The sequence below is a fragment of the Pseudobacteriovorax antillogorgiicola genome (assembly GCF_900177345.1).
Classification (GTDB): domain Bacteria; phylum Bdellovibrionota_B; class Oligoflexia; order Oligoflexales; family Oligoflexaceae; genus Pseudobacteriovorax; species Pseudobacteriovorax antillogorgiicola.
In genome coordinates this window covers 273,584-295,977 of the sequence record NZ_FWZT01000007.1, presented here as the reverse complement: position 1 = coordinate 295,977, position 22,394 = coordinate 273,584, and the positions used below count along the sequence as shown (strand labels likewise).

Annotated in this window: 25 protein-coding genes; 20 read left to right on the top strand and 5 right to left on the bottom strand. The window is 41.8% G+C overall.

All coding sequences use genetic code 11. From position 1 onward, the window contains the following. Together B9N89_RS11840 and B9N89_RS11835 are read right to left on the bottom strand one after the other, a co-directional pair. The coding region (locus tag B9N89_RS11840) for a DDE-type integrase/transposase/recombinase (RefSeq protein ID WP_132318147.1) at window positions 1–329 on the bottom strand (329 nt) is incomplete at its 3' end. 173 nt (window positions 330–502) lie between these two features. Then, entirely contained in the window at window positions 503–928 is a 426-nt protein-coding gene (locus B9N89_RS11835; RefSeq protein WP_132318149.1) for a helix-turn-helix domain-containing protein, read from the bottom strand. Between the two features lie 96 nt (window positions 929–1,024). Between B9N89_RS11835 and B9N89_RS11830 the strand changes: the two genes are divergently transcribed. The 18 genes from B9N89_RS11830 (at window position 1,025) to B9N89_RS11745 (ending at window position 15,625) form a co-directional block, all read left to right on the top strand. Next, window positions 1,025–1,870: a hypothetical protein gene (locus B9N89_RS11830; protein ID WP_132318151.1), complete on the top strand. Its 846-nt coding sequence runs from the start codon at window positions 1,025–1,027 to the stop codon at window positions 1,868–1,870. Window positions 1,871–1,891: 21 nt separating this feature from the next. Next, window positions 1,892–2,197 carry a hypothetical protein gene (locus tag B9N89_RS11825; protein WP_132318153.1) on the top strand — a complete coding sequence of 102 codons (306 nt, stop codon included), beginning with the start codon at window positions 1,892–1,894 and terminating at the stop codon, window positions 2,195–2,197. After that, window positions 2,178–3,212 (top strand): HNH endonuclease, encoded by a 1,035-nt coding sequence (locus B9N89_RS11820; RefSeq protein ID WP_132318155.1) that lies wholly within the window; start codon window positions 2,178–2,180, stop codon window positions 3,210–3,212. Before B9N89_RS11825 ends, B9N89_RS11820 begins: the two co-directional genes overlap by 20 nt. Before the next feature lie 43 nt (window positions 3,213–3,255). Next, on the top strand, window positions 3,256–4,002 hold the full coding sequence (locus B9N89_RS11815) for a DUF1963 domain-containing protein (RefSeq protein WP_132318157.1): 747 nt from the start codon (window positions 3,256–3,258) through the stop codon (window positions 4,000–4,002). Window positions 4,003–4,014: 12 nt separating this feature from the next. After that, the gene (locus tag B9N89_RS11810; protein WP_132318159.1) at window positions 4,015–4,200 is read left to right on the top strand and encodes a hypothetical protein; all 186 of its coding nucleotides are present in this window, start codon (window positions 4,015–4,017) and stop codon (window positions 4,198–4,200) included. Window positions 4,201–4,495: 295 nt separating this feature from the next. Next, on the top strand, window positions 4,496–6,256 hold the full coding sequence (locus B9N89_RS11805; protein WP_132318161.1) for a hypothetical protein: 1,761 nt from the start codon (window positions 4,496–4,498) through the stop codon (window positions 6,254–6,256). Next, window positions 6,253–6,516, top strand: a complete 264-nt coding sequence (locus B9N89_RS11800) for a hypothetical protein (RefSeq protein WP_132318163.1) — start codon at window positions 6,253–6,255, stop codon at window positions 6,514–6,516. Before B9N89_RS11805 ends, B9N89_RS11800 begins: the two co-directional genes overlap by 4 nt. Before the next feature lie 94 nt (window positions 6,517–6,610). Then, on the top strand, window positions 6,611–6,952 hold the full coding sequence (locus tag B9N89_RS11795; protein ID WP_143478173.1) for a hypothetical protein: 342 nt from the start codon (window positions 6,611–6,613) through the stop codon (window positions 6,950–6,952). Window positions 6,953–7,074: 122 nt separating this feature from the next. Beyond that, window positions 7,075–7,329: a hypothetical protein gene (locus tag B9N89_RS11790; protein WP_132318167.1), complete on the top strand. Its 255-nt coding sequence runs from the start codon at window positions 7,075–7,077 to the stop codon at window positions 7,327–7,329. Window positions 7,330–7,703: 374 nt separating this feature from the next. After that, the gene (locus B9N89_RS11785) at window positions 7,704–7,994 is read left to right on the top strand and encodes a hypothetical protein (protein ID WP_165931701.1); all 291 of its coding nucleotides are present in this window, start codon (window positions 7,704–7,706) and stop codon (window positions 7,992–7,994) included. 164 nt (window positions 7,995–8,158) lie between these two features. Further along, window positions 8,159–8,395 (top strand): hypothetical protein, encoded by a 237-nt coding sequence (locus B9N89_RS11780; RefSeq protein WP_132318171.1) that lies wholly within the window; start codon window positions 8,159–8,161, stop codon window positions 8,393–8,395. Window positions 8,396–8,602: 207 nt separating this feature from the next. Further along, entirely contained in the window at window positions 8,603–8,824 is a 222-nt protein-coding gene (locus B9N89_RS11775) for a hypothetical protein (RefSeq protein WP_132318173.1), read from the top strand. 483 nt (window positions 8,825–9,307) lie between these two features. Next, a complete protein-coding gene (locus B9N89_RS11770; protein WP_132318175.1) occupies window positions 9,308–10,282 on the top strand; it encodes a hypothetical protein in 975 nt (324 codons plus the stop codon). Window positions 10,283–10,321: 39 nt separating this feature from the next. After that, window positions 10,322–11,590 (top strand): hypothetical protein, encoded by a 1,269-nt coding sequence (locus tag B9N89_RS11765; protein ID WP_132318177.1) that lies wholly within the window; start codon window positions 10,322–10,324, stop codon window positions 11,588–11,590. Further along, the gene (locus B9N89_RS11760; protein ID WP_132318179.1) at window positions 11,572–13,155 is read left to right on the top strand and encodes a pre-toxin TG domain-containing protein; all 1,584 of its coding nucleotides are present in this window, start codon (window positions 11,572–11,574) and stop codon (window positions 13,153–13,155) included. The genes B9N89_RS11765 and B9N89_RS11760 overlap by 19 nt, the downstream gene beginning before the upstream one ends. Before the next feature lies 1 nt (window position 13,156). Beyond that, window positions 13,157–13,585, top strand: a complete 429-nt coding sequence (locus tag B9N89_RS11755) for a hypothetical protein (protein WP_132318181.1) — start codon at window positions 13,157–13,159, stop codon at window positions 13,583–13,585. Window positions 13,586–13,893: 308 nt separating this feature from the next. Next, window positions 13,894–14,490 carry a hypothetical protein gene (locus B9N89_RS11750; RefSeq protein WP_132318183.1) on the top strand — a complete coding sequence of 199 codons (597 nt, stop codon included), beginning with the start codon at window positions 13,894–13,896 and terminating at the stop codon, window positions 14,488–14,490. A gap of 622 nt (window positions 14,491–15,112) precedes the next feature. Continuing rightward, a complete protein-coding gene (locus B9N89_RS11745) occupies window positions 15,113–15,625 on the top strand; it encodes a hypothetical protein (protein WP_132318185.1) in 513 nt (170 codons plus the stop codon). A gap of 262 nt (window positions 15,626–15,887) precedes the next feature. On the opposite strand, the gene B9N89_RS11740 is transcribed toward B9N89_RS11745, so the two are convergent. The 3 genes from B9N89_RS11740 to B9N89_RS11730 all read right to left on the bottom strand — a co-directional run bounded on the left by B9N89_RS11740 (window position 15,888) and on the right by B9N89_RS11730 (window position 19,304). Next, a complete protein-coding gene (locus B9N89_RS11740) occupies window positions 15,888–17,030 on the bottom strand; it encodes a hypothetical protein (RefSeq protein ID WP_132318187.1) in 1,143 nt (380 codons plus the stop codon). A gap of 604 nt (window positions 17,031–17,634) precedes the next feature. Then, window positions 17,635–18,267, bottom strand: a complete 633-nt coding sequence (locus B9N89_RS11735; protein ID WP_132318189.1) for an HAD-IA family hydrolase — start codon at window positions 18,265–18,267, stop codon at window positions 17,635–17,637. A gap of 338 nt (window positions 18,268–18,605) precedes the next feature. Further along, complete coding sequence (locus B9N89_RS11730; protein ID WP_159455317.1) at window positions 18,606–19,304, bottom strand: ParB/RepB/Spo0J family partition protein; 699 nt, start codon at window positions 19,302–19,304, stop codon at window positions 18,606–18,608. 477 nt (window positions 19,305–19,781) lie between these two features. Here B9N89_RS11730 and B9N89_RS11725 point away from each other — a divergent pair, with 477 nt between their 5' ends. After that, window positions 19,782–21,347: a Fic family protein gene (locus B9N89_RS11725; protein ID WP_132318193.1), complete on the top strand. Its 1,566-nt coding sequence runs from the start codon at window positions 19,782–19,784 to the stop codon at window positions 21,345–21,347. Between the two features lie 463 nt (window positions 21,348–21,810). Beyond that, complete coding sequence (locus B9N89_RS31330) at window positions 21,811–21,960, top strand: hypothetical protein (protein ID WP_159455316.1); 150 nt, start codon at window positions 21,811–21,813, stop codon at window positions 21,958–21,960. Window positions 21,961–22,394: the final 434 nt, after the last annotated feature.

Genomic DNA, 22,394 nt, shown 5'->3' with positions numbered 1-22,394 from the left:
GCATTTTCTTTATCGCTCACCATCCAACCAACTACGTAGCGGCTGTAGATATCAAGCATCACGTAAAGGTAAAAGTAGTGACCCTTGTAAGGACCCGGTAGCCTAGTAATATCCCATGACCAAACCCTATTAGGCTTGCGAGCGACCAGTACTGGCTTCTGAAAACTTGGATGACTACGCTGATTACGACGATCACGAGACTGATTCCGCTCTTTTAGTACCCGATACATGGTACGAACAGAGCATAGCCATTCCCCCCTATCAAGCAGTTTACTTACCACTTGATACGGCGAGTCCTCGATATACTCCTCAGAATTCAAAACTTTCATTATCCTATCTTTTTCGGCCTTATCGAGAGCATTACGTGGCCTAGAAGCTACTCGCTGGCCACTTTGGTTTCTGTATTTTTTGGAACGATACAAGCTTGATCTGGAAAGACTTAGAACCTTAGCTAGCCAAGCTACTGCTTCACCCTCACTGACCAGGCCTTGCCCTAGCTCTATCAGTCGTCCTCGCTCCGAGGCATATCTTTCTCGGGCAGCTCGATCCCTACCATGTTCGCAAGTTTTTTTTGGAAGTCAATAATAGTCTCTGCATTGCCAAGCCTGCGCTCTAGCATAGCATTGCGCTTCTCTAGCTTCTCAATCTTTTTACGAAGTGCCGCTTCGGTATTTGGCTTAGGCCCTCTCTTCTTAGACCACAGGCCTGCAATTCCGTCCTCTAGCTCTTTCTTCCATGTGGCCACTTGGGTTGCATAAAGACCCTCTCGACGGAGGATCTCCCCTACAGCCCCTCTTTTCCCTTGAGTCTGTTCCAGTTCTGTAAGGATCTTCTTTTTGTACTCAGGGCTGAGCTGCCTTCTTTTAGGCTTATCATCTACCTGATGAGTGTCTTTGCTTTTGGTAAGATTTTCTTGATTCTTTGTCATTTTGAAACCTTTCACTACCGCGCAAACATTATACTAATCTATCGGCAGATTTGTCTCATACTCCCCTGGCACATAGCGATTCAAGCAGAGCCCGAATTGCTAGAGAAAATTCATGTTATCAAGTTTAACAATCTCCAAGTAGATTGTGTGTTTTACCCAAACTCACATCTCCATGCTCACTTGATAGGCGAGGTCAAGAAAAGTGTTCCTATAGGGCAAATTCCTTCTTTAATTTCAGAAGAGAAAACAAAGCACATTCTGGACGAGTTTGGTTTAGGTCACTATGGGGTGTCAACTTATCTAAAAATTGATAAGGAAAATGCTGGCTCTACTACTGTTTATCATCACTGTGACCAAGAAGGTGGGCCATGGGCGATGGTTAAAAATGGAAAATTAGTACTAACCGGAATGGATTTAATCGACGAGTACGAGATGAGAAACTTATCTATTTCAGAAGTCGATACTCAGTACCTAGATTTGCTTTCAAACCAGCCGAACTATTCTAAACTATTCAATGAAGCAGATGATCCTAATTATCCACAATACCCAAATGGAAACTACAAGGAAATTAGAATTAAAGTAGAAGCAGCGGGCAAGAAGCTCAAAGCTCTTCTAAATAATCACTTTTCCGATGACTTCAAGATAGAGGCTTACCCAAGTATTCAAGATGCCTCTTACGGAGTAGAACTAACAATTCCAGCCTGTCTAAGAACTTCAAACTCCATCATTAAACTTTATTTGAGCAACTTTGGCAATTTTGCAGCTGTTTTAGAAGAAGATGGCGCTATATCCCCTTCAAACCTTTGTACAATAGCTTCATTCTGTGAAAAAGTGGGATTGCGTTTTGTTCCATCAATCTACCTATTTGATAAGTATACCGGTAAATGTAAGGGTGTTGATGGATTCAAAGATTGGGCAAGTAGATTTTTCAGCTATATTTAACATCCGATGCGAGTGAAAACTATGGAAATCAAAAAAGAATGGCCAAACCAACTTCGCTGGCTATTCACACTAAGACTTAAAACCTTCACTCCTTGGTACCTTTTTACCAATGAGAGCGAATTTCAATTCGCTGCTGATGCCTTTGAGAAGGAGGATCCCTCGGGTAAAAAATTACTTGTTTTTGCTAGAAGGCAAGATATGGAAGATTTTGCTGGAATTGAAGTTTCGGAGAAAGGGTTTGGTGAAAGTGTAATCTACTTTCACCCTAGTTTCCGAAAAACAGGTCAAAACAATACAATCATAAAATATGAGGTTTCTGTGGCATGATGATCTTGCAGGTGGTGGGACGAAGTATCGCTATACATTTGGGAGCGACGATGGGAAGGGAGAAGCGCCTGTCGTAGCAGATCTTTTTGAATATAGTGTTCAGTCTCCAGATACTATCGGACGCGAAATATTATCCACTTATAATGAGCTAAAGCAGTTTAAGGCCGGTTTTGATAACATGGCTGAAAACTTGAAAATGGCAGTTGTTCTCGCAGAAGGTGCATTGCGACAAGCTGATATGTTGCGTGCGATTGAGGCAAATAGAGAAAAACGAGAGCACCTAGTACGGGTCGCGAAGGAACTTACTCAAATTGCGCTTGGGATCACACCCGCTGGTAACGGTGTTGACTTCTATGAGATGTGGTATGGAAAAGATATCTATGGAAACAACCTGAGTCGAGAGCAAAGACTCTATGCTGCCATGGGGATTATCGCAGGCAATAGATTAGCCTGGGAAGCAACTGTCGGTACGATGGTGGCCACCATAACTCCACTAGCTCAGAAGTATCTTAAAGGTATTTCGTCAAAAGGCGACCTTGCATTTGAAGAGATGCTTGATATTTTAGATAGAATACCTCTTGGAAAACCAGTCAACGACTTGATTAGCAAAGATAGTTTGCCAGATGGCAGTATCGCATACGTAAAAAAGATATCGGGTGTCGGAGATGTTACTGTGGTCTATAACAAGTACGGTTTTCCAGACTTTGGTCCTTTCGTGAAGAAAGATCTTAAGGGGGCTCAAAAAAACGTAGTTACAATTGAGCTAACAGGTTCTAGATTAGACGACTTCAAAGAAGCGAGTAAGAAAGCTGGTTTTCTCAACTCTAGAGGCACCCCTTGTAGGCCTAAGGGTTACACTTGGCATCACGATCATCGAATTGGAGTTATGATGTTGGTGAAAACTGCGGTTCATAAGAAGTTTCCACACACTGGAGGCGTAAGAATTTGGGAAGAAGTGACTGGATTAGAGTACCCTAAAAACGACTCGACATTGTCTATCTGTCCAGGTGAATAAATATTGCGGGGTTCTCGCCCCGCATTGATGAGGGCTTAAAGTAGTGGAAAGTTTTGAGAAGAAGTTTAGCCAAACAAAACATCGATCCCTTTTTAACAAAGTTCAAAGGTTGATCGAACCTTGTGTTTACGTTATCCCAACGAAGGATCAGCCATCTACGGGCGTTTCTAAGATCGGCGGTAGACCCGACTTACCTGAATCATTTGTGTGGCCTAAAGATCATTCTAGCGGTGAAGTTTTATCCTTCCTACTTCAATTGAATCTATCCGAATGTCCTTCAATATCGGGTTTGCCTGAGAAAGGTATACTCTACTTCTTCATCGGGTCACAGGATGATGCAAGCTCCATTACTAACTCGGTAGTCTATTCTACAGAAGATTCGAGTTTTACTGCATCATTAGAATCATACGGAAAAGAATTCAAAGAGTGTGCCTTGGAATTTAGAGAAGGAGTAGGGGTAGTTGACCTCGGGTACTTTAGTCTCCACGAAAAGGAGTTTGAGGAGATGGAGGAGCTACTTGAGGATCACCGAACGGATATTTATGAACTCTATAAATCTATTACAGCGGCCATAGGTAATACGTCAAAGGCACAAATCCTAGGTCCTTGTTCAAGGCCTCATGATCCAGACGAAATTGAGGATAACCTCAAGCTACTTCTTCTATTACCCTCCTTCAGGGATTTGGAACTCTGCTGGTGGGACTCCGGTGAGCTTCTGTTCCATATTGATTCAGAAGATCTGGGCTCAGGTAGATTTGATCGAACTCTTTGCTCAGTCTATTCTACGTGAAGTATATATAGGATGAAACCCCAAAACAATCTCGCGTCTCTAAAGGTTACAAGTACCGATGAATACATCGAGCAAGAGTATCCTAAAGAGCTTTTGGTTAAAAAGATTGGGCTTGAGGGTAAGGTTTACTTTGATGAGCCTTGCGAACTTTTTGACGATAGCGCTCAAGCATATGAAATGACGACTCTTTCCCCGTGATCTTTGAAGACTTAATGAATTTTGGCTAGGAAATACTCTGGCTATGGTGGGGTGCGCCTTGGTATATTACATGCGTAGGACGGGCACACTTAACTTTGGTAACTCTCAGTCAAAAGTTCAATAAATCAGCCAGTTAATTGCTCCTCAAATTTAGCCCTGATGACGGATGAGTAAAATATATCAATAAACCTCTCGAATTTCCTTGCTTAGCTCGTCTCTTTAGATTAGAAAGCCTTCACCTGCCCATTCTGACGGGTAACAGCAATGTATTTCGTAGATCCAAAAAGGAATGATAGTGAAACGAGCTATGGCAAGCGCACTTGCTTATCTTATTTTCTTTGAGCCAGTTGTTCGGGCTGCACCAAATTTTAGACTAGCAGAGAATAAACTTAAAAAGTTTGATCTTGGGGATCTTGGGGATCTTGATATTCATAGAAAACTGAACGTGCCAGACGATAAAAGCCTGCGTATCGAAGATCCATTCATCGGCACAAAGTCTTCAGGCATTAGCGGAGGACGAGGGCAACCCAATATCATCAATATCGGCGGTGGCTTTCCATCTGATAGACTCCCTGATTGGAGAAAACAACCAAAGATACACATTAAAGGTGATAATCTAGGAAAAAGTGTGCTGGATGCGCTATACGAGGGGAAAGATCCTACTATCGCTTGTAATGCTCGACTAAAAACTGTGAGTCCCTCCAGATTTTATGATCTACAGTCTAAAGTTGGGAGGTTTCTCAAAACCGAGGAAAGCAAGTTTCAAGAGGCGGTGAGTTCACTAGGAGGCGAAGCCGTTTCCCCTCCTCTCATGGAAGGTGTTTCCGACTGCACGAACACGCAGAAGAAAGCTTGTTCAGAGCTTCTAGTGGAGTCTATAAATAACCCTCGGCAGATGGCTCTCAACTCCAAGTGTAGTCAAAAAACAGTCAACAAGTATGAAAAACTCATTAACTCAGTTGAAGCACCATCCTTTAGCATTTCTTCTAATCAAGTTGATGAAGATGTCCAAGAGCGATTCTTAGAGATAAAGGATATGTATGATCATCAAAAGGTGTACTTCGAAGACAGCGAGACTTGTGAAAATCAATATGAAATGACACTTACAATTATTGCTGCACTCGATGGAGATCCAACGTCTAAGCTAGCTAATGCTGAAACAAAGGAATTAATGGATCTACTGAAGTCTGTTAACCCTTCGGCACACGAAGCTCTTGACTGCTTGGTTGCTAATCAAGATGGAAGTAAAATAAAGCTTGGAGGCCAGAGTCGACAAGATGGTCAGCTAGTTGGGACAATAACTGGAACTGTCTACCGAGATAAGATCAACACCAGGGGGGCAGGGCCACTAGCACCTATCGTCGCTTGTGCAACTAATGCCATATGTGCATCTACAGTTAGTGGCGTTGTGATAGCAGCTTATGCTGCATGGTCAAGCGATAAAAATGCTGAGGAAGCAAATAGAATTGCAGAAGAAAGTGCCAGAGAAGCAAATAGAATTGCGGCTGAAGCTGTAAAGGCTGCTCAAGAGGCAAATAGACTTTCGGCTGAAGCAAATAGAATTGCGGCTGAAGCTTTAGAGCTTGAGAAGAAGAGTGGAGCGGATCAAAAAGACAACTCAAATCCTAACCCTTCTCACTCGACTACAGTAGAGGAGAAAGATAAGAAAGACCCTTCCAAATCAAAGCCTATTAAAGATGTGAATCCATTCAATATCCATGGAGCCAATAGCCTGGGTATTCATTGGACTAGAGAGGGGGGATGGAATGCTCGCGATAATACCCCCATTAATAGAAACCCTCATAATCTTCACTTTTCCAAAGGAACTGAAGCGGCAGTCTGCGAGGGTGTTTATGAAAGGCAGATTGCTGAGTCATCAGACTATAAGCATATTTTGAATAGGTCGAATAAGTTTACAACATACTCTCAAGAATTTGAGGAAAATATGGGAAAAGAGAGCGATCCTATAGATTATAAGTCAAATGAATTTAGAGGGAAAAAAGCAATTGTTCCTTTAAAATGTCATATTCAAAACTGGGAGTCAATCAAGAGATGAGTGCCCTTATACGCTTGGCTTTAGTAGCGCTGGTTGCAATTCTGGCTTTCTACACTTATACGACATCAAGAAATCAAAAGATCGCAAACGAAATAGCTGAAGAGAAAAATAGAATCGCAAACGAAATAGCTGAAGAGAAAAATAGAATCGCGAAAGAGGCTCTCGAAATCAAGAAAGAGGCTATTGAAATCAAGAAAGAGGCTCTCGAAATCAAGAAAGAAGCTAAAAAGACTCAGCGTGAGAAGAAAGAAGCCCCCTAAGGGGAAATAGCCGTTTTTAATAAGAGCCCCAACAATACCAACCTTGGGCTTGGTTTTGAGAGTTGCTACGTATGAAAATGGAGGATTGCTAGCGATGGAAAGGCTTGAAAGAGTGTTGAGGCGGGCTAAGCAACTAGTGGAATGGCTTGAAAGAATTTTGAGGACAGATAAGCAACTAGAAAGGCTTGAAAGCGTATTGAGGCCGTCTAACCTATTGAGCCTTATACTTCTTCTATCTTCATATGTAGTACTATCGACTCATCAGAATAGACAAGATATTTTGGATTTGAAGCAAGATATTAGGCATCTCAAAGAAGATTTGAAGCAAGAAAATTGGCACCTTAAAAACTCGATCGAGCGACTCAAGTACTCTGTGGGTGAGGAGTCCGAGTACGGAGTAAAACCGGGCTGCGATGGAAAAGGTAACTGCAAGTAGATTGGTTGTGCTCGATGGGAAGTTCCCATCGAGCTTTTCATTCCCAGGCTAGTTTCCCATCGAGTCTAGCGGCGTTTAGTGTGCTATTTGGCGATGGATGCTCTATAAGATCAGGACAACTCGTGGATAAAGCGATTATTTTAATTGGCGTACTTATTGCGACAAACATAATATTGGTCTCTTGTCTTATCGGCAAGAATATGGAAATCGATAATCTGAAAGAAACAATTCAGCAAGAGAAGTTGTTGACCGACAGAGAAAAGTTAATTCTAGAAAAAGAAATAGTGCAGCTAGAGCAGCAGTCTCTTTGGGAGAAGGGGGTCGATTCAAAGTACGGTATCAAGCCAGGCTGTGATGGAAAGGGTAACTGCAATTAGCCTATATGAGGGCAGTAACCAATTATAAAGCAATAGTGAGTCTCTAAGATCTCCATGAACACGACTATCAATTGGAGTTTTCTATTTGGTCCCCGCTCTTCCAGGGAATCACAAGATTACAAATAGTAGACGACTACAAGAAAGTCTTCGGAATTTGGAAAAATAGTATTCCTAGAATCAAGTAATCAACAGGATTAGGACGGGATAAGCGATGAATCATAGGACCAACTTTCTTTTAATTATTTCATTGATGATTATGATATTTTCCTTGATGGTCAGCGTTCATCACTTAGGCACGCAAATCCATATATTGGAAAATACGATTTTGGATCTTAGAGAGCAAATTAAGTGGATTGATGGATATGACTCTTTCTATGGAATTCGCAGCGGGTACGATGGAAGAGGTAACTATATTGGCAAGAAGTAAATTCGATTGTGAAAAGAAGCTTTCAGGCTGGAAGAGCCCGGTAGTCAAGGTTATTATGTTTTTCTTAGTTGGACATATTTTGTTGTTCATCTACACGGTATTCCAGGAGAAAGAGTACACTGAGAACATGAAACGGCGCATTCGGAATAACGAGGATCGATGGCTTTATGACTATGGTTTTCAATCCAGTCAGTTCGGAGTTAAACCAGGCTGCGATGGAAAAGGCAACTGCGAATAGATAGTTTTGGGCTCGATGGGAGGTTTTCATTCTAGACCACTTTACCAATATCACTTTTGCGTCAAAGAGGTTCATTTGTTAGGCGCCGCTATTTTACTGGTTAAAAATGTTGCCGTAGGACTTCATCCAATGTTGAATGTTCAGAACTGGGAGTCAATCAAGAGATGAGTGCCCTTATACTTATACGCTTGACTTCAGTAGCGCTGGTTGCAATTCTGGCTTTCTACACTTATACGACATCAAGAAATCGAAAGATCGCAAACGAAATAGCTGAAGAGAAAAATAGAATCGCGAAAGAGGCTCTTGAAATCAAGAAAGAGGCTCTTGAAATCAAGAAAGAGGCTCTCGAAATCAAGAAAGAAGCTGAAAAGACTCAGCGTGAGAAGAAAGAAACTCCCTAAGGGGACATAGCCGTTTTTAATAAGAGCCCCAACAATACCAACCTTGGGATTTGCTGGGCTGTGATGGAAAAGGTAACTGCAAGTAGGTAGTTTGCGCTTGATGGGAAGTTCCCATCAAGTTTCCATTTTTGGTTAGTTTCCCATCGAGCCTAGTGGCGTTTAGTGTGCTATTTGGCGATGGATGCTGTAAAAAGATAAGGACAACTCGTGGATAAAGCAATTATTCTAATTGGCTTACTTCTTGCGTTAAATATAATCTTAGGCTCTTGCTTAATTGGCAAGAATATGGAAACCGATTCTCTGGAGGCAAATCTAGAAGAGTCTTATAGAGAAATCTCCCAGTTAGAGCAGCAACGTCTTTGGGAGAAGGGGTTCGATTCAAAGTACGGCATCAAGCCAGGCTGTGATGGACAAGGTAACTGCAAGTAGATAGTTCGGCGCTCAATGGGAAGCTTCCCATCGAGTGTCGTTCAGCCCAGCTCGAAAGATAGAATCCAAGCCTATTCTTGGATTCGCCTCCGCAAGAGGTACCTACTTCTGATAACGAAACTCATTAGAGCTATTTTGGGCCAGAATTCCTATACCGGCCCAATATTTCCATTCCCGTAAGAATCCCCCAATTACACACTATCTCACATCGACACTCCAAATCCAGTGACTACATTCAGCTCATCGAATCTTTAACGGATATGAAAGGAGCCGAATCAAAGTAGAACACAATTTCAATTCCCTTGGAAAGTCACCTAAGTAAGGCCCAACTCTGTATCGATGTACAGCCTACCCTCTAGGGGTCTTCCACGGGAATTGAAAGCAGTGCCTAGCAATTGTGTGCTGAAATCTCCCGTCCTGGCGAGGTGGTTCACCAGATTGCCAAAAACAAACTGACAATAAAATCTATTTCTGGAGTAGCAAATGAAGCTGTTTTTTGCTGTAGCTGTACTCGTGTGTCTTTTTTCTCCGAAGGCTCAATCGCTTGAGCTTAAAACCGTTCGTCATTCAATTTGTGGTGTCGAATCCTATCACGCTAATCGTGGTGAAGTCTGTGGTATCGAGCGTTATAATTCCCAAGTTAGCAGTCTTTGTCCACCGGCACTATTTAATGAGGGAACAAGCGAGCAACATTGCGGGACGACTCGTGGTGCTTGTGCCGTCTATGAGGACTGTAATCTATGGTATCGCGGTATTTGCGCTGAACCGGTTGGTGCATGCGTAGGCTGGGAACGTATTCCCGCCTCCTGTCGTCACTCAGCGTTTGGTGTCGCCGCTTATTCAGCGTGTGAGCGTGCTGAATTTGGTGTTGCCCTATACAAGCAGTGTTCTCATCCTTCCTTTGGTGTATCAACACACCGATCCTGCTCCATGTATAAGACTCCAGAGGAACTTAACGAGTACCTTACAAATGTTAGTGATAACATGGAGCTTTACCTACTGGAGCTTCCTGAAAAGAAGAAAGACCTTTATGCGAAAATCGGACACGAAAAAGCCCTATGGTGCATGATCGATAAGTACAGCGATGATGATCTATACTGGGAAGTCGTCACTGATGCCAAGGATACTTTTTTCTTGCAGTTTGGCTATGACTATTCAGATGTAACCCATGATTGCTCGGTTGAGGAAGAAATTAGGATAGTTCTAGATGGTATCGACTGTGACACCATTTCAACATCAGACCTTCGAACGATGCCAAAGCCAGATGGCATCAGTCAAGCAAGATTTGTTCGCTTTAAGTCTCAGTGCGCTACCAAAAAGAGCCATGACCTGATCGTTGACTGGTTTGAAGTCAAAGACCAAGAGCTAGGCCTTCTTATCAATGACATCGTTGCTAGACAAGACGCCAATGTCAAATCTGAAATTGAGCATGTTCAACGCTACATCAGCAATCGTTAATTAACTGGGGCAGATGCTCCCTTTCAAACGGAGGTATTTATGAGATTACTTGTCTTTATCCTATTGCTGCTACCAAGGTTACTGAGTGCAGCACCATTGTGTGAATTTACAAAACCGCCAGCCGGTGCCAGTGAAGAAGAGATCAGGCGTGCCCTAGACTATCTGAACAATGTCTGCCTGCCAAAGGTGGCAAGAGTAAACGAGTGTACCTATCGCCTTGACGCCATAGCCTCTGAGATTAATGGCTATAGGCAGACGTTCTTTGACGACAGGTCTGATACTCCCTTAGTTATTGAAGCACTAAAAAGCAGTCCAGCACCAGAAAGAATGAACTATGACGTTTACCGAAACTTTAGCCACCTAAAGGCTAAGCACAGCGAAGGTATAGCTCTGATTCAGTCTTTCATTGATGGGCATCTATCACAGGAAAAGACAGGCCTTGAAAATCACGATGCAATTAAGGAGCTTGATCGCGGATATCTAAAGATGGCTGATGATGTGGTGAAACTGACCCTTTCCGAATCGATCTTTCTAAAAGTTATCGATGAAACCCAAACCAGAATGAAGCAGCGTTACGAGTTGCAAAAAGATGAGATCAACTGGTTGATGTCGGTAAACTGTCAAGATGCTGATATTGACCCAGCTCTAGCAGTCCTCGATACGACCAGGATTACGATGACCACCCAGCTTATGCAGATAAAGCGCTACATTCTAGAGGTTAGAAAATCGAGGCAGAACCTTATCAGATTTGCTTACGAGTCAATCAGGCAGAAATGGAGCAATGCCCCTTCTCAGTACTATTTGGATGAGCTATCAGAAACGAGATCAAAGATCAGAGCCATCCTGCACGTTAATGATCTAGCCAATGCTTATGAACTTTGGTGGCTCAATGCCTACACAGATTGGGACCGTAACAACCTATACCAAGTCTACATTCAGTACGAAAAACCTTTGGCACTTTACAAGTCGGACATAGCAAAGGCCTATGGCTTCAAAGCGCAAATTGAGCTTGCAGCCGCCGACTACCCTGAAGTAGCCGAGGCATTCCTTGACCACCTAGTCACAAGGATCATTCCAGTCGCCCATCGCAGGGCCGAGCGTCTTGAAGCTATGGGTTGGGAGGGTGTACTTGGTCGCCAAAAGCTGCTGGCACAAAGGCGAATAGAACATGGCACCTACTCGGAAGAGTGCGCAAAGCACATGCAAAATTACTTAGAGCAATCTGAAAAAGTTACAGGACTACCAGGATTCAGAGTCATAGAAACCATCTACAGAAAAGGAGTTGAGCAATGCAGATCGTCAAACTAGCGTTTCTATATCTATCAGTTTTATTTCTATTCGGTTGTGATCCCGACAGCATCAACGACCATGGTCATTGCCGTGGCGGTGGCTGTCAGATCAACGGTGGATCGATCTATCAATATGGGGAGCAAAAAGAAGATCCTTGTAGCAATTGGGTAGCGCCCATTGAGTGCCACTCGCCCGATGATCGTGAAAGACCGCCGCCGGAAGATACGACAGGTAACAGTGGCAGCACCCCTGAGCCTATTCCTTCCGACCCTGACGAGCTGCCAAGCTATGATCCAGAAAGGGATGACCTTCCAGTGCCCAACTATGACTTAGGGGATCTAACCAAGAGTTGGGGCAACCTTGAAGAGGGCGTCAAAAATGCATTTGGAGAAGTAACAGGTGAGAACGCCAGAAAGCGAAGAGAAGCCAAGCGTAAGAAAGCCCTTGTCGATCAGATCCAGGCCACTGTTGATAAGATCCAGGCTCATCTTAAGGCCCTTGACGATCTAAAGCCAGGACTTAGTACAAGTGTGGGGTCGTCTCACCAGTGGGTGCGTGAAAATGGCATTGAGAAATTTACAACTGCTATCACTGGTGATGTGAATGGCTATAATTCCGAGATGCAGGGTGTCATCGATGGGGTCCCGACGGTTGAGCTTGACTATGGCCAGCTTCCTAATGGTCAAGCAGCTGTCTACGTAGAGCAGCGTGAACTCATTGCTACCCAAGGCTACGTCGAGGCTATCCGTGAAGAGGTCTATACCAGATACCAGGGCGATGGGACCTTTCAGCAACGGGTGACTCTAGTGAATGCTTCTGAGGCAGCTATTCAGGTTGCAGATCAGGCTTATAGAAAAGGGGAATATGAAGAAGGCGACATTGCCCGAAAAATTGCGTTGCTGGCGGCTGATGCGGCCTTAAATCTAAACCCCGTAGGATCTATGGCAAGTGACCTACATGTATTGCTCACTGGCAAGAACATGGTCACAGGAGAAGAGGTTTCAGACTTTGAATATTGGACTAGCGTTGCTGGTGTTGCTACCGCTGGTATTGGTAGCAGTTCAATCAAAGTCGGGAAAACGATAGTTAAGATTGCTGATCTAATCGGCGATACGGTGGTCAAGGCTGAAAGAGCGAAAAAGATAAGGAGGATTTTTAGTCTTCAGTCCATCTTGAAAATGAAAGAACCCAAGAAGCTCGAAGTCATTAGTAGAAGCCTCAAGAAAGATCCTAACCCTCATTGGCAACAGTCCAGCGAAGCATTAGGTGGCAAGCATGGTTTGATTCAAGGTAAAGTGCCTGGAAACGAATCTCATCATATGCCTGCTAAGGCAGCAAGCCCTGTGTCTGAGTACAATGGCTCAGCTATTTCCATGAAGCGAGAACATCATAGGCAGACGGCTAGTGTCGGCAATACTCAAGCTGCAAAGGACTATCGAGCAAGACAAAAGGAGCTTATTGAAAGAGGTAGATTCAGAGATGCCTTGCAGATGGATATTGACGATGTTAGATCAAAATTCGATCATATGTATGATAAAGAGATAAAAGAGATGCTTGATTATATAGATTCACTGGGGTTGTAGTATGGATATTTTCAAGGTGATTCCACTTGGCTCAATAGGGCCCGTAAAAATTGGAATGAAGGAAAGTGAAGTTCAACAGGTTATAGGTAGGCCAACATTTGTTGATGGAAGTAGGAAGGAATATTTGTCCGGCTATTTTGTTAACTATGATAGCGACAATCGAGTCGAGTACATTGAAGTTTGGGATTCAGATGGCTTTGGAATTGACTTTAATGGAATTAACCCTTTGAAAGTTGATCCAAGGGATGCTGTAAAACATATAGAATCTTTTGATAAGTATGATGAGGATGACCCTGAACTTGGCGATTCATATATATTCAAGAGTATTCAAGTCTCATTGTGGCGAGGTAGTACCTTCAAAGACTCTGACGAGAAGATTGAAAAAGAGTTTGAATCATTGGGTATAGGTAAGCAGGGCTACTATCGGTAGTAATTTCCGTCCGTAGCAAATAGGGACATGTTCTCACAATGCCAGGCCTCTATTCTTGAGGGCTGGCTTCCTATTCCCAAAAAAACGTGAAAGCTACTAAGCGATCGAATATAGTTAAGAATCGACACACCTAAACGGATGCCTAACCTTACTCGATCCATTTGGCTTTCGAGTCATTTGGCAGAGCTGTCTAGGTTTGAACGAATGATAAATGGTTCTCAAATTAACCTTTCTTAGTCGTATTGTGTACAAACTGACAAGATGCTAGGTTCGAGTAAAATTTACTCAGCGTTATTTAGGGATGAAATATGAAAAGAACTACTCTAGCTGCCTCAATCTGTCTTTCAAGCCTAACGATGGTTTTTGAATCAGCTATTGCTAACGACCTTGGGCTTGAAATTCAGCCTCCGCCTGCATTGGATGCGAGAGAAATATACACCCCTACGGATCTTCATTCAAAGATTGTTGGTCGCTGGAAGTCGAACTGTTTCGGGCCAAATGACTACGGCGAATATATAATGGGAATCCTAGAATTTACATCTGAAGAAATCATTTATGTCGACACCGGGTTTTACAAAAGGTCTGATTGTTCTGAAAGGAATAATGAGAAAGTCATTTCTAATGACGAGGGAGACTTTGTAAGTAGATTTGTCATAGAAAAGCCTGGGAGGGGAGGGTCTGAGTTTATTTACGGTGTGACGTTTGAATTCAACTGGATCGATTTAGACATTGAACCAGTGACTTCCTACAATGTACTGCGTTATGATCATGAGAAGGATAGCCTAGAAATAGGATTCACCGGGCCTGACTTGGTAAAAAACATAGACTTAGTTTATCATGACATTTATCCACTGTTCTTGAAAGATCAAGCATACATTCGATGGAATGGTAGTCTGCCAGACTAGCTTTAGCACAGGGCTAGAGGAAGCTTTCAGGCTTCCGTTAAGGTCATATTTGTGGGTAAACTTATCAAGGCTGTCCTTCAGGAAGGTCTTCAGAGTAAGGTAATGATTCAACCGATGGACTCGTATGACGTGCTATGTATAGGAATGTTAGACAAATGATTACAAGGAATATTAGCCCGACTATATATCTGATCATGTTGCCCTTGATTCAATTATTTTGCCGATTATCTCATTATGACATTTTCCAGAAAGGAGTCAAACCTAGTATCAGATTGTCTCTTTGGTCAGCTTGTGAGCAAAGCGCTTAGGAGTACCTCCCCTACAATACTTCACACCGGCAATTTAAGCACATCACACCTTTAGCTACTCCAGGCATACCACAGCTAGGATAAGAATCGTGGGAGGAGAACTTATCCATTCATCTTCGTTAGCGTAGTCTTCAAAGCTGTCATTGGACCAATTGATACGCATAGTTACTCCTTTGTTGATCGGGGTGACTGTAGGGGATTGTGGGGCGTCCGCGAAGGATATCTTTTAAAAGAAAACGATAAACAAATAGTTTCTTTGATGCTATCACTCGGAGGGTTCTAACCCGTAACACCGAAATGCATGGAGTACTGGCATGAGTATCGAGATTAAGCTGGTGGATGAGTATCCGGAAGATCAGTTTAATGATCTTGTTGAGAGAAACCTAGAATCCTCGGGGACTTTTATCCGATCATGGAACTATCACTTTGAAGGTGACAAAAACTTCAAGAAAAATGGAACTAAGGTAAGAGTTGGAGCTTTTGATAGGGATAGGTTAATTGGTCTTTCTTGGGGAATGGCTGAGTCCAGAAACAGATTTATGATGCATATGTCGCTTGTAGAAGCAGAATATCGTGATCATGGCATTTATAGGAAAATGCTCGATATCATATTAAATGAGACAAAGGTCTTTGATGAAGTTGATTCGTTACACCATATTTTTAACAATAGAATTATTTCCTATAAGCTAAAGCGAGGATTTTACATTATTGGTCAAGACCAATGCGGAATGTTAGGGCCTAGAATTCGCCTTCGATATTTTCACAATCCGAAGCTTTTTGAGATTATGAAATATCGGGTTGGCCTCACTGACCAGCCTGCGTTATAGCCCTTCTATGGAACGCCCACACCTAAATGTACTCCAGGCATCCCGCAACCAGGACAAGGGTCATCGGGCTAGGCTGCTTCCATTCTTCTTAAGTCTTGCATTCTTAAAAGATGTCATCGGTCCAATTGGTTCGCATGGCCACTCCTTGGTGTTCGGGTGACTTTGACTGTAGGGGATTGTGGGGATGTCTACGAGGGACATCCAACTTTTATAGGGCGTGCTGATTTTTAGAATACAATGATTGGGCTTGTAGAAATAATTTTCAGGAAGTTTTCTTATCTTCGCTCTTTGATTTTCCATAAATTGACTTAAGGGTTTCTTTAAACTTAGGTTCTTTTTTAACTTCTCTAAATAGGGGCCAATGATAGTATGCTTCCTCATTTATTAGTTCACCTTCTTTACCAATTTTCTCCATGAGTTCATATGCCTTATCGAAGTTATCTCGTAGAACTTTCTCGGCAAGTTGAATATTCCTATTTGAACTACTCCAGTCGAAGTCATTCAGACATTTATCCGCAGCTGCGCTATCACCTGCCCACTTGTAGGCTTGGGCTGCGTTGATCTTTAGAATCTTTTTCTCTAGGGATTTTAGCTGATTTGGAAAGTTGTCTATTAGGAAGCAACCATATTCTGATAGCTTTTGCGCTAGTTGCCAGTTTTCCATTGATAGAATCATAAAGATTGTTTGAATCAGAAATTCATTGGCTTTCGGGAGATCATTAACATAGTTCTTTCTGAAGATTGATTGGGACACTAACAGGATTATTTCAAAAATTAGATCAATGCTATCTTCAACGTATCCCGCATCTACTACAACTTTTCCATTTAGGCAGACTTTAGAGGTAAACTCGTAAGACACTTCGTTGAGGTATTGCTGAGAAACAACTCCATCGTTATGGGTAAGTAGATTTCTTCTTTGAGAAAGTTCAATAAAATTTTCCCATCGCTTAAAATCACCCAATGCTACGTTGAACATCGATCCTAGTTCTTTGAAAATTTCTTTGTAACTGCCTCTTCTGATTCTATCTATCTCGTTATCTAAGGTTTGCCTTCTTAGACTCTCAACATCATTAACTTTAGCAAGGTCGGAATAAGTAAAATTTCTCCCCAGCTTTGTTCCAAGATTAGGGTTTTGTTTCAGTACTAGCTTTGAAATGTCCCCAATGAATGCATCAAGATAACTGAAGAGGTTAATGATCATACTACGGTTAAGAAAATCCATTAGGGTTGGAAGGTCTTGCTGATACCGAACGTCTTCAAGTTCGAGGCCATCAAACTTACCTGTCTTTTTAACTGCCTCTTCTAAATCAGATTGGATGTCCTGAAACTTCTTTAGTTTTTTTTCCGCATCTTCACTAATACTTTCTCTGGAAACTGAAAAGTAATCTTTCAGTTGGAGCAGCAAATGGAGGTAGTAGTCGACAAGAACCCAGTAATCTTGATCCTTATTTTCCCAAATATTGCGCTTCTTAATTTTGAGGACTTTTGGTTTAGAAATTTTAGGTTACTCCCCATGGTCCCATTTTACCTAGAGATCGGTTAAGGTAGTATTTAGTTTAGCTAAGAAGTATTATTGATACTATATCTAGCTAATATTATTTATGATATTTCTAGTTGACACTTTCTAAAATCCGACCTTTTCTGCAATAAGGCTAATATCATCACGGTTCATCTTTCTAATCTTGCCCTTGTTGGTGGGCACCCTCTTGAGTCGAGAAATGCAGTTTATCCCTCAATCTCAGTTAAAAGCACTTGCCACCGAGTACACTTTGGAATCCGAAACTTCATTGCTTCTCAAACCACTCCTCGACCCTTGTTAGGAGCATAGAAACAGCCAAACTAGTAAACGCTACACGTGCGAGCAATTTCTGAAGATCTAAAGCCGGACTCTTTAAACTTTCACCCTAATTGTCTCATACTCCCCTGGCACATAGCGGATCAATCAAGCCTAGGTTTGGTTGCATGAGGTTGGACATGACCGAGAATATGGCGGTGCGTTGGCCTTCTATTCAATTACTGCTGGTAGGGTACTTAGCAGCATTCACGGAAATGTATGACTTCAAGTTTACTAGAGAGGTATAGTGATGGGCAAACAATCCAAATTTAGCTGCTGCATCAGTGTTTTCAATTTTATCATCGATAAACAAAGCGTCTTCAGGTTTGCACTTGGCTAGCTCAAGGCTATGACTGAATATCTCAGTATCAGGTTTTATAAATCCTATTTGAGAGGAGTTAACAATTATATCGAACTTATCGATAATGGAAAGAGCACGAAGATCCTCTTTGAGTCTGCTTGTTGCATTGGTAACCAACACAAGGAGAGCATTTGGTGATATCGATAGTATATAATTGAGAGCTTCGATGTCAACATAGCTGGATGGCTCATACCACGATTCAAGAGCAGATTTAGTATCTTGCTTTGGAAACTTTTTGGATAGGTTCTTAAAGATGGCTTGTCGCCACTGGATGTCAGAAATTTTGCCAGTGATGGCTTGTTTGAGTAGACCTGGCTCAAAAGCGGTGGAAAAAATACTGCCTGTTGGAAGGCCATATTTTTGCTCAATCGAGCCAGCTATGTTCGGGTGTATTCTAATTACTCCATCTAGATCACATAGGATCGCTTTCAACTTGCTTCTATCCATACTTTTGTTCTCGCTAGCAGTATCATAAAGTTATTTTAGCTATATAAGCTTCTATGCATAAGTTATTATGACTCATTATACCAAGATCAGGCCTCTATATGAGATAATTGACTCAAAGATAGTAAGAAAATTGCAACTGTAGGCAGTCTTTCCTGCAGAACTAGAGACTTTGAGACCAATCACTTAACACATGAACACAAGAGGGGGCTCAAAACGACTTAAGGGCTAAGTGTAAAACTTTGCGGTAATAGAAAGCTCCAAGTATATAAAGGAGCGATCAGCTATCTGTTAGCGAGATAAGAAGGGGAACAAGGACGTTCCCCGGTATCGGTAGTCCGTTAAATCACACTAACAACTTTCTTGATCGTAGCCTCTCCAACCTTAGCTTTCCTAAGCTTCTCAGCAAGCAGGTCAGGGTCAATGGTAATCAGCTTCTTGGTCTTAGCTTTCTTAGCCGGTGCCTTGCTTAACCTCTCTATGCAGTCAATACTTGGATCACGTTTGTAAGCAGTGGCAACTTGATAGACCCTGGCATCCGTCACCTTGTTAGCTTTGACCCAATCCTTTGCATCCTGGGGAAGTGCAGCCACAGCCAGCCCGTTGGTCACTGTCTTACGATCAACAGTTAATTGACGTGCTATCTCTTGTACCGACAAGCCAGAGTCGGCTAGCTTTTTGTAAGCTGCTGCACGCTCCAAGACCGTCATATCAGAACGAAACATGTTTGCCACGATAGAGCTAACTACGATTGTTTGGCTTTCTAGCTCTTCTTTGGTCCCTCGCTTTAGTTCGGCTGGAAGGGCATAGACGATCCTTGCGTTTGATTCTCTTAATTGTCTAATCGCCTCGGCCCTATGGTGTCCTGAGATGATATAGCGTTGTTTTGTGCCTTCAAGTTCGAAAATCTTGATAGGTTCCTGCAAGCCAATCTCACGAATGGAAGCCACTAGTGCTGTTACCTGATCTTCGTTTATGGGTCTGTAGTTGGTTGATTCTAGCTTGTCTATAGATTCGATATTCTCAATATACTTTATCATGCTATTTTCTCCATTTTTCTTGGGAATGATTTCCATGTCAATGACTTCAAACTGTTAGGGTTAACTCAATGCTAACAAGAAGACTTGGCTCAAATCTCTGGTGAGACGAAAGTGAGACGAATTTGATACCCAACGAGACCAAAACACGCTAAACGGAGAAGATTTGCAGATGAAAAATTGTAATGTAAGTACCTATAAATACAAAAGGAAACTAATCAGTACCAAAGCTCTTAGCTTCCCAAAAGTATGGGCGGCATGGGCGGTATGATGTAATTTTTACATCAATCATTCCCATAGGTTATAAGCCTATCCACAAGCCGGTCTTTGACCGGCTTTTTTCTTACTATTTTCAAGAAATCAACTATTTTTCCACTAAAGTGTAAATTTTGATGATTTTTCCACTAACGTGAAAGTTTTTCCACCTCAGCATGATGAAAATTCCACCAAAGGTGGTATATTAGATAGAAATCCACCAATTTGAAGGTTTTTCCACCAATGTCACCTAAAAGCTTCCAACCAAAGTATTTCCATGATTTGCGTGTACCTGAAGGTATTCGGCTTGTGGGCTATGCAGCTCTGCTTCACTTTTTCGATATCAAAGCGCCACTACGTGGTTATCCAAGCTGTGTATCAGACCAATTTAGTAAAGCAAGTAAGCCAAAGTTAGAAGACAATTTTCAGATCTATAGCAAGCGATACTGGCCAGGTGACAGAATCCAAGATCACCTAGAATTTGCCTTTAGACACGAAATAATGAACTTCCTATGCTTAAGCCAAATTCTAAAAAAAATCCCAATAAAAAACATCGAAGAGATGCTAGCGGAAAAACCAACGGGTATATATGCGAGGCGGATATGGTTCCTTTTTGAATATATTAATCAAAGAAAACTCGATGTGGAAGACCTGAAAGCTGTTACAGTACAACCGCTTCTTGATCCAAAGAAGTATATTACAAACTCAAATGGACCAGTATCCAAAAGACATCGAATTCGAAACAACCTGCTTGGCAACAGGAATTTTTGCCCTGTTATTCAACGAACAGACAAAATATCCTCTGCCATAGAGCAGAAATTCGATGAGAAAGCTAAAGATATTATTTCTCAAGTCAGCCGGTCTTTGATCATGAGGGCTGCAAGTTTCATTTTACTCGCTGATACCCAAGCAAGCTTTGCGATTGAAGGAGAGAAAGCCCCCAGAAGTAGGATAGAGCGGTGGCTTAAAGCAGTTGCGAGTGCCGGCAGAAATAAACTTGATTTAGACGAACTTATTAGACTTCATCAACAACTTATTACTGATAGTCGCTTTACAACAATAGGGATTCGAGAAGATGAAGTATTCTTGGGTGAACGTGATGAAAATAATTTTCCAATCCCTGAGTTTATAGGCGCAAAACAAACTGACTTACCTACTCTTCTCACTGGTTTTTTTCATGCATTAGAAACGCTAGCTGAGTCCGATGTAAATCCAGTGCTACAAGCCGCGGCTTTTGCTTTCGGATTCGTTTATATACATCCACATGATGACGGAAATGGAAGGATACATCGCTTTATCCTACATCATATTTTGGCAAAACGTGGTTACACCCCGAAAGAAGTAATCTTTCCAATTTCATCAGTCCTATTAGAGCGGATAGAAGACTATCGTTCAGTCCTAACCAATCACTCGACTCCTCTAATGGATTGTATAGAGTGGGAACCGACAGAAAAAGGAAATGTCCGGATTCTCAATGAAACAATTGATTTGTATAGATATTTTGACTGTACTGAAGCAGTAGAATTCATATTTGAATGTGTAGAGCATACTATTAAATACTCCATACCTTCAGAGCTCGAATATCTGAAGCGCTACGATAAAGCTATAAGTGGAATTGAGATGATCGTTGAAATGCCAAATGAGCGAACAAAACGCCTCATTCACTATATAAAAGAAAATGGTGGTAAGCTCGGCAAGAAAAGGCGAGAGGGTGAATTTGCACTTCTTACAGACAAAGAATTAAATGAGATTGAGGATATTGTGAACCTTTGTTTTCCTCATATAGGATAATGGCACAGATCTGAGATTATGAAAGGTGCTCGGTCAAAAATCGGGCAAAGAAATCGTACATAAGCATGCAAATCGATATTAAAACTACAGCGACAGTCTAGTTTCAGGATCCATATTAGTCCAATAAATACAAATAGATATAGAAAAAAACAAAAGACAAACTACACCACCCAAGAAAGGCGGCATGATGTATTCATTTCCCAATAAAACCAAGTGTTTAAGGGCCGGTTTTTGAATAAAGGCGGCATGGGGGAATGATGTAAGAAGGTCTTTGCCAATAGGCGAAGAATTTCTTTAAGTTACATCTGCTAGTCGGCTACCAAGCTGGTCAAATCCGGGAATCGGCCAAAGATTTCCGGGCAAAAAAGAAAAATGGAACCCGAATCACTTTTTGTGGTTCGGGTTTTTAATTTCTTGAATACTCAGGAATACACTAAAGCAGGCTTCCTCATAATAATTAGTGGTGAAATACCGAAGCCCTGAGGATGCCAAGATTATCTGTGTCGAAAATAATGGAACCTACGAAACAATGGGAGTTGGCCATGTTGTCGTTGATAATGAATGTGTTTTTCCATCTCCAGACAATGAAGTGGATATCAGTCTATGTGACTAGTCTGACGGGTGAGAAAAAAGTATATCCCAACCTTATTCAATACATAACCTGAAGAAACACTCATCAAGAAAGGCGGGAGAGGAAAGTTGCCTCTCAACCACCTTTCAATTTATTGATCATCCTACTTGAAGCTAATTAACAAACCTCTTTAAGTATTTCTATACTCTTCCGCTTGACAAGTAAGTATATAATATTAAGTTAAACGGGTAACAGTTGTGGAAGAAAGAAATGACTTTATTAGAAATCATCAACCTTATGGCAAACCTTTCTCTGCTTAGGTTGATTTTTACTAACTACTTTCTTTCATATCAAATTGAAACCAATCCTATCAGAAGCGATAAGCTCCTTCATTTATTTGCGAATAGTAGTTTTCAAAAGCCCTTTATTCCTAAAGTACTCGTCCAATCACAGCTTTTTCCCATACCCTAAGAAAC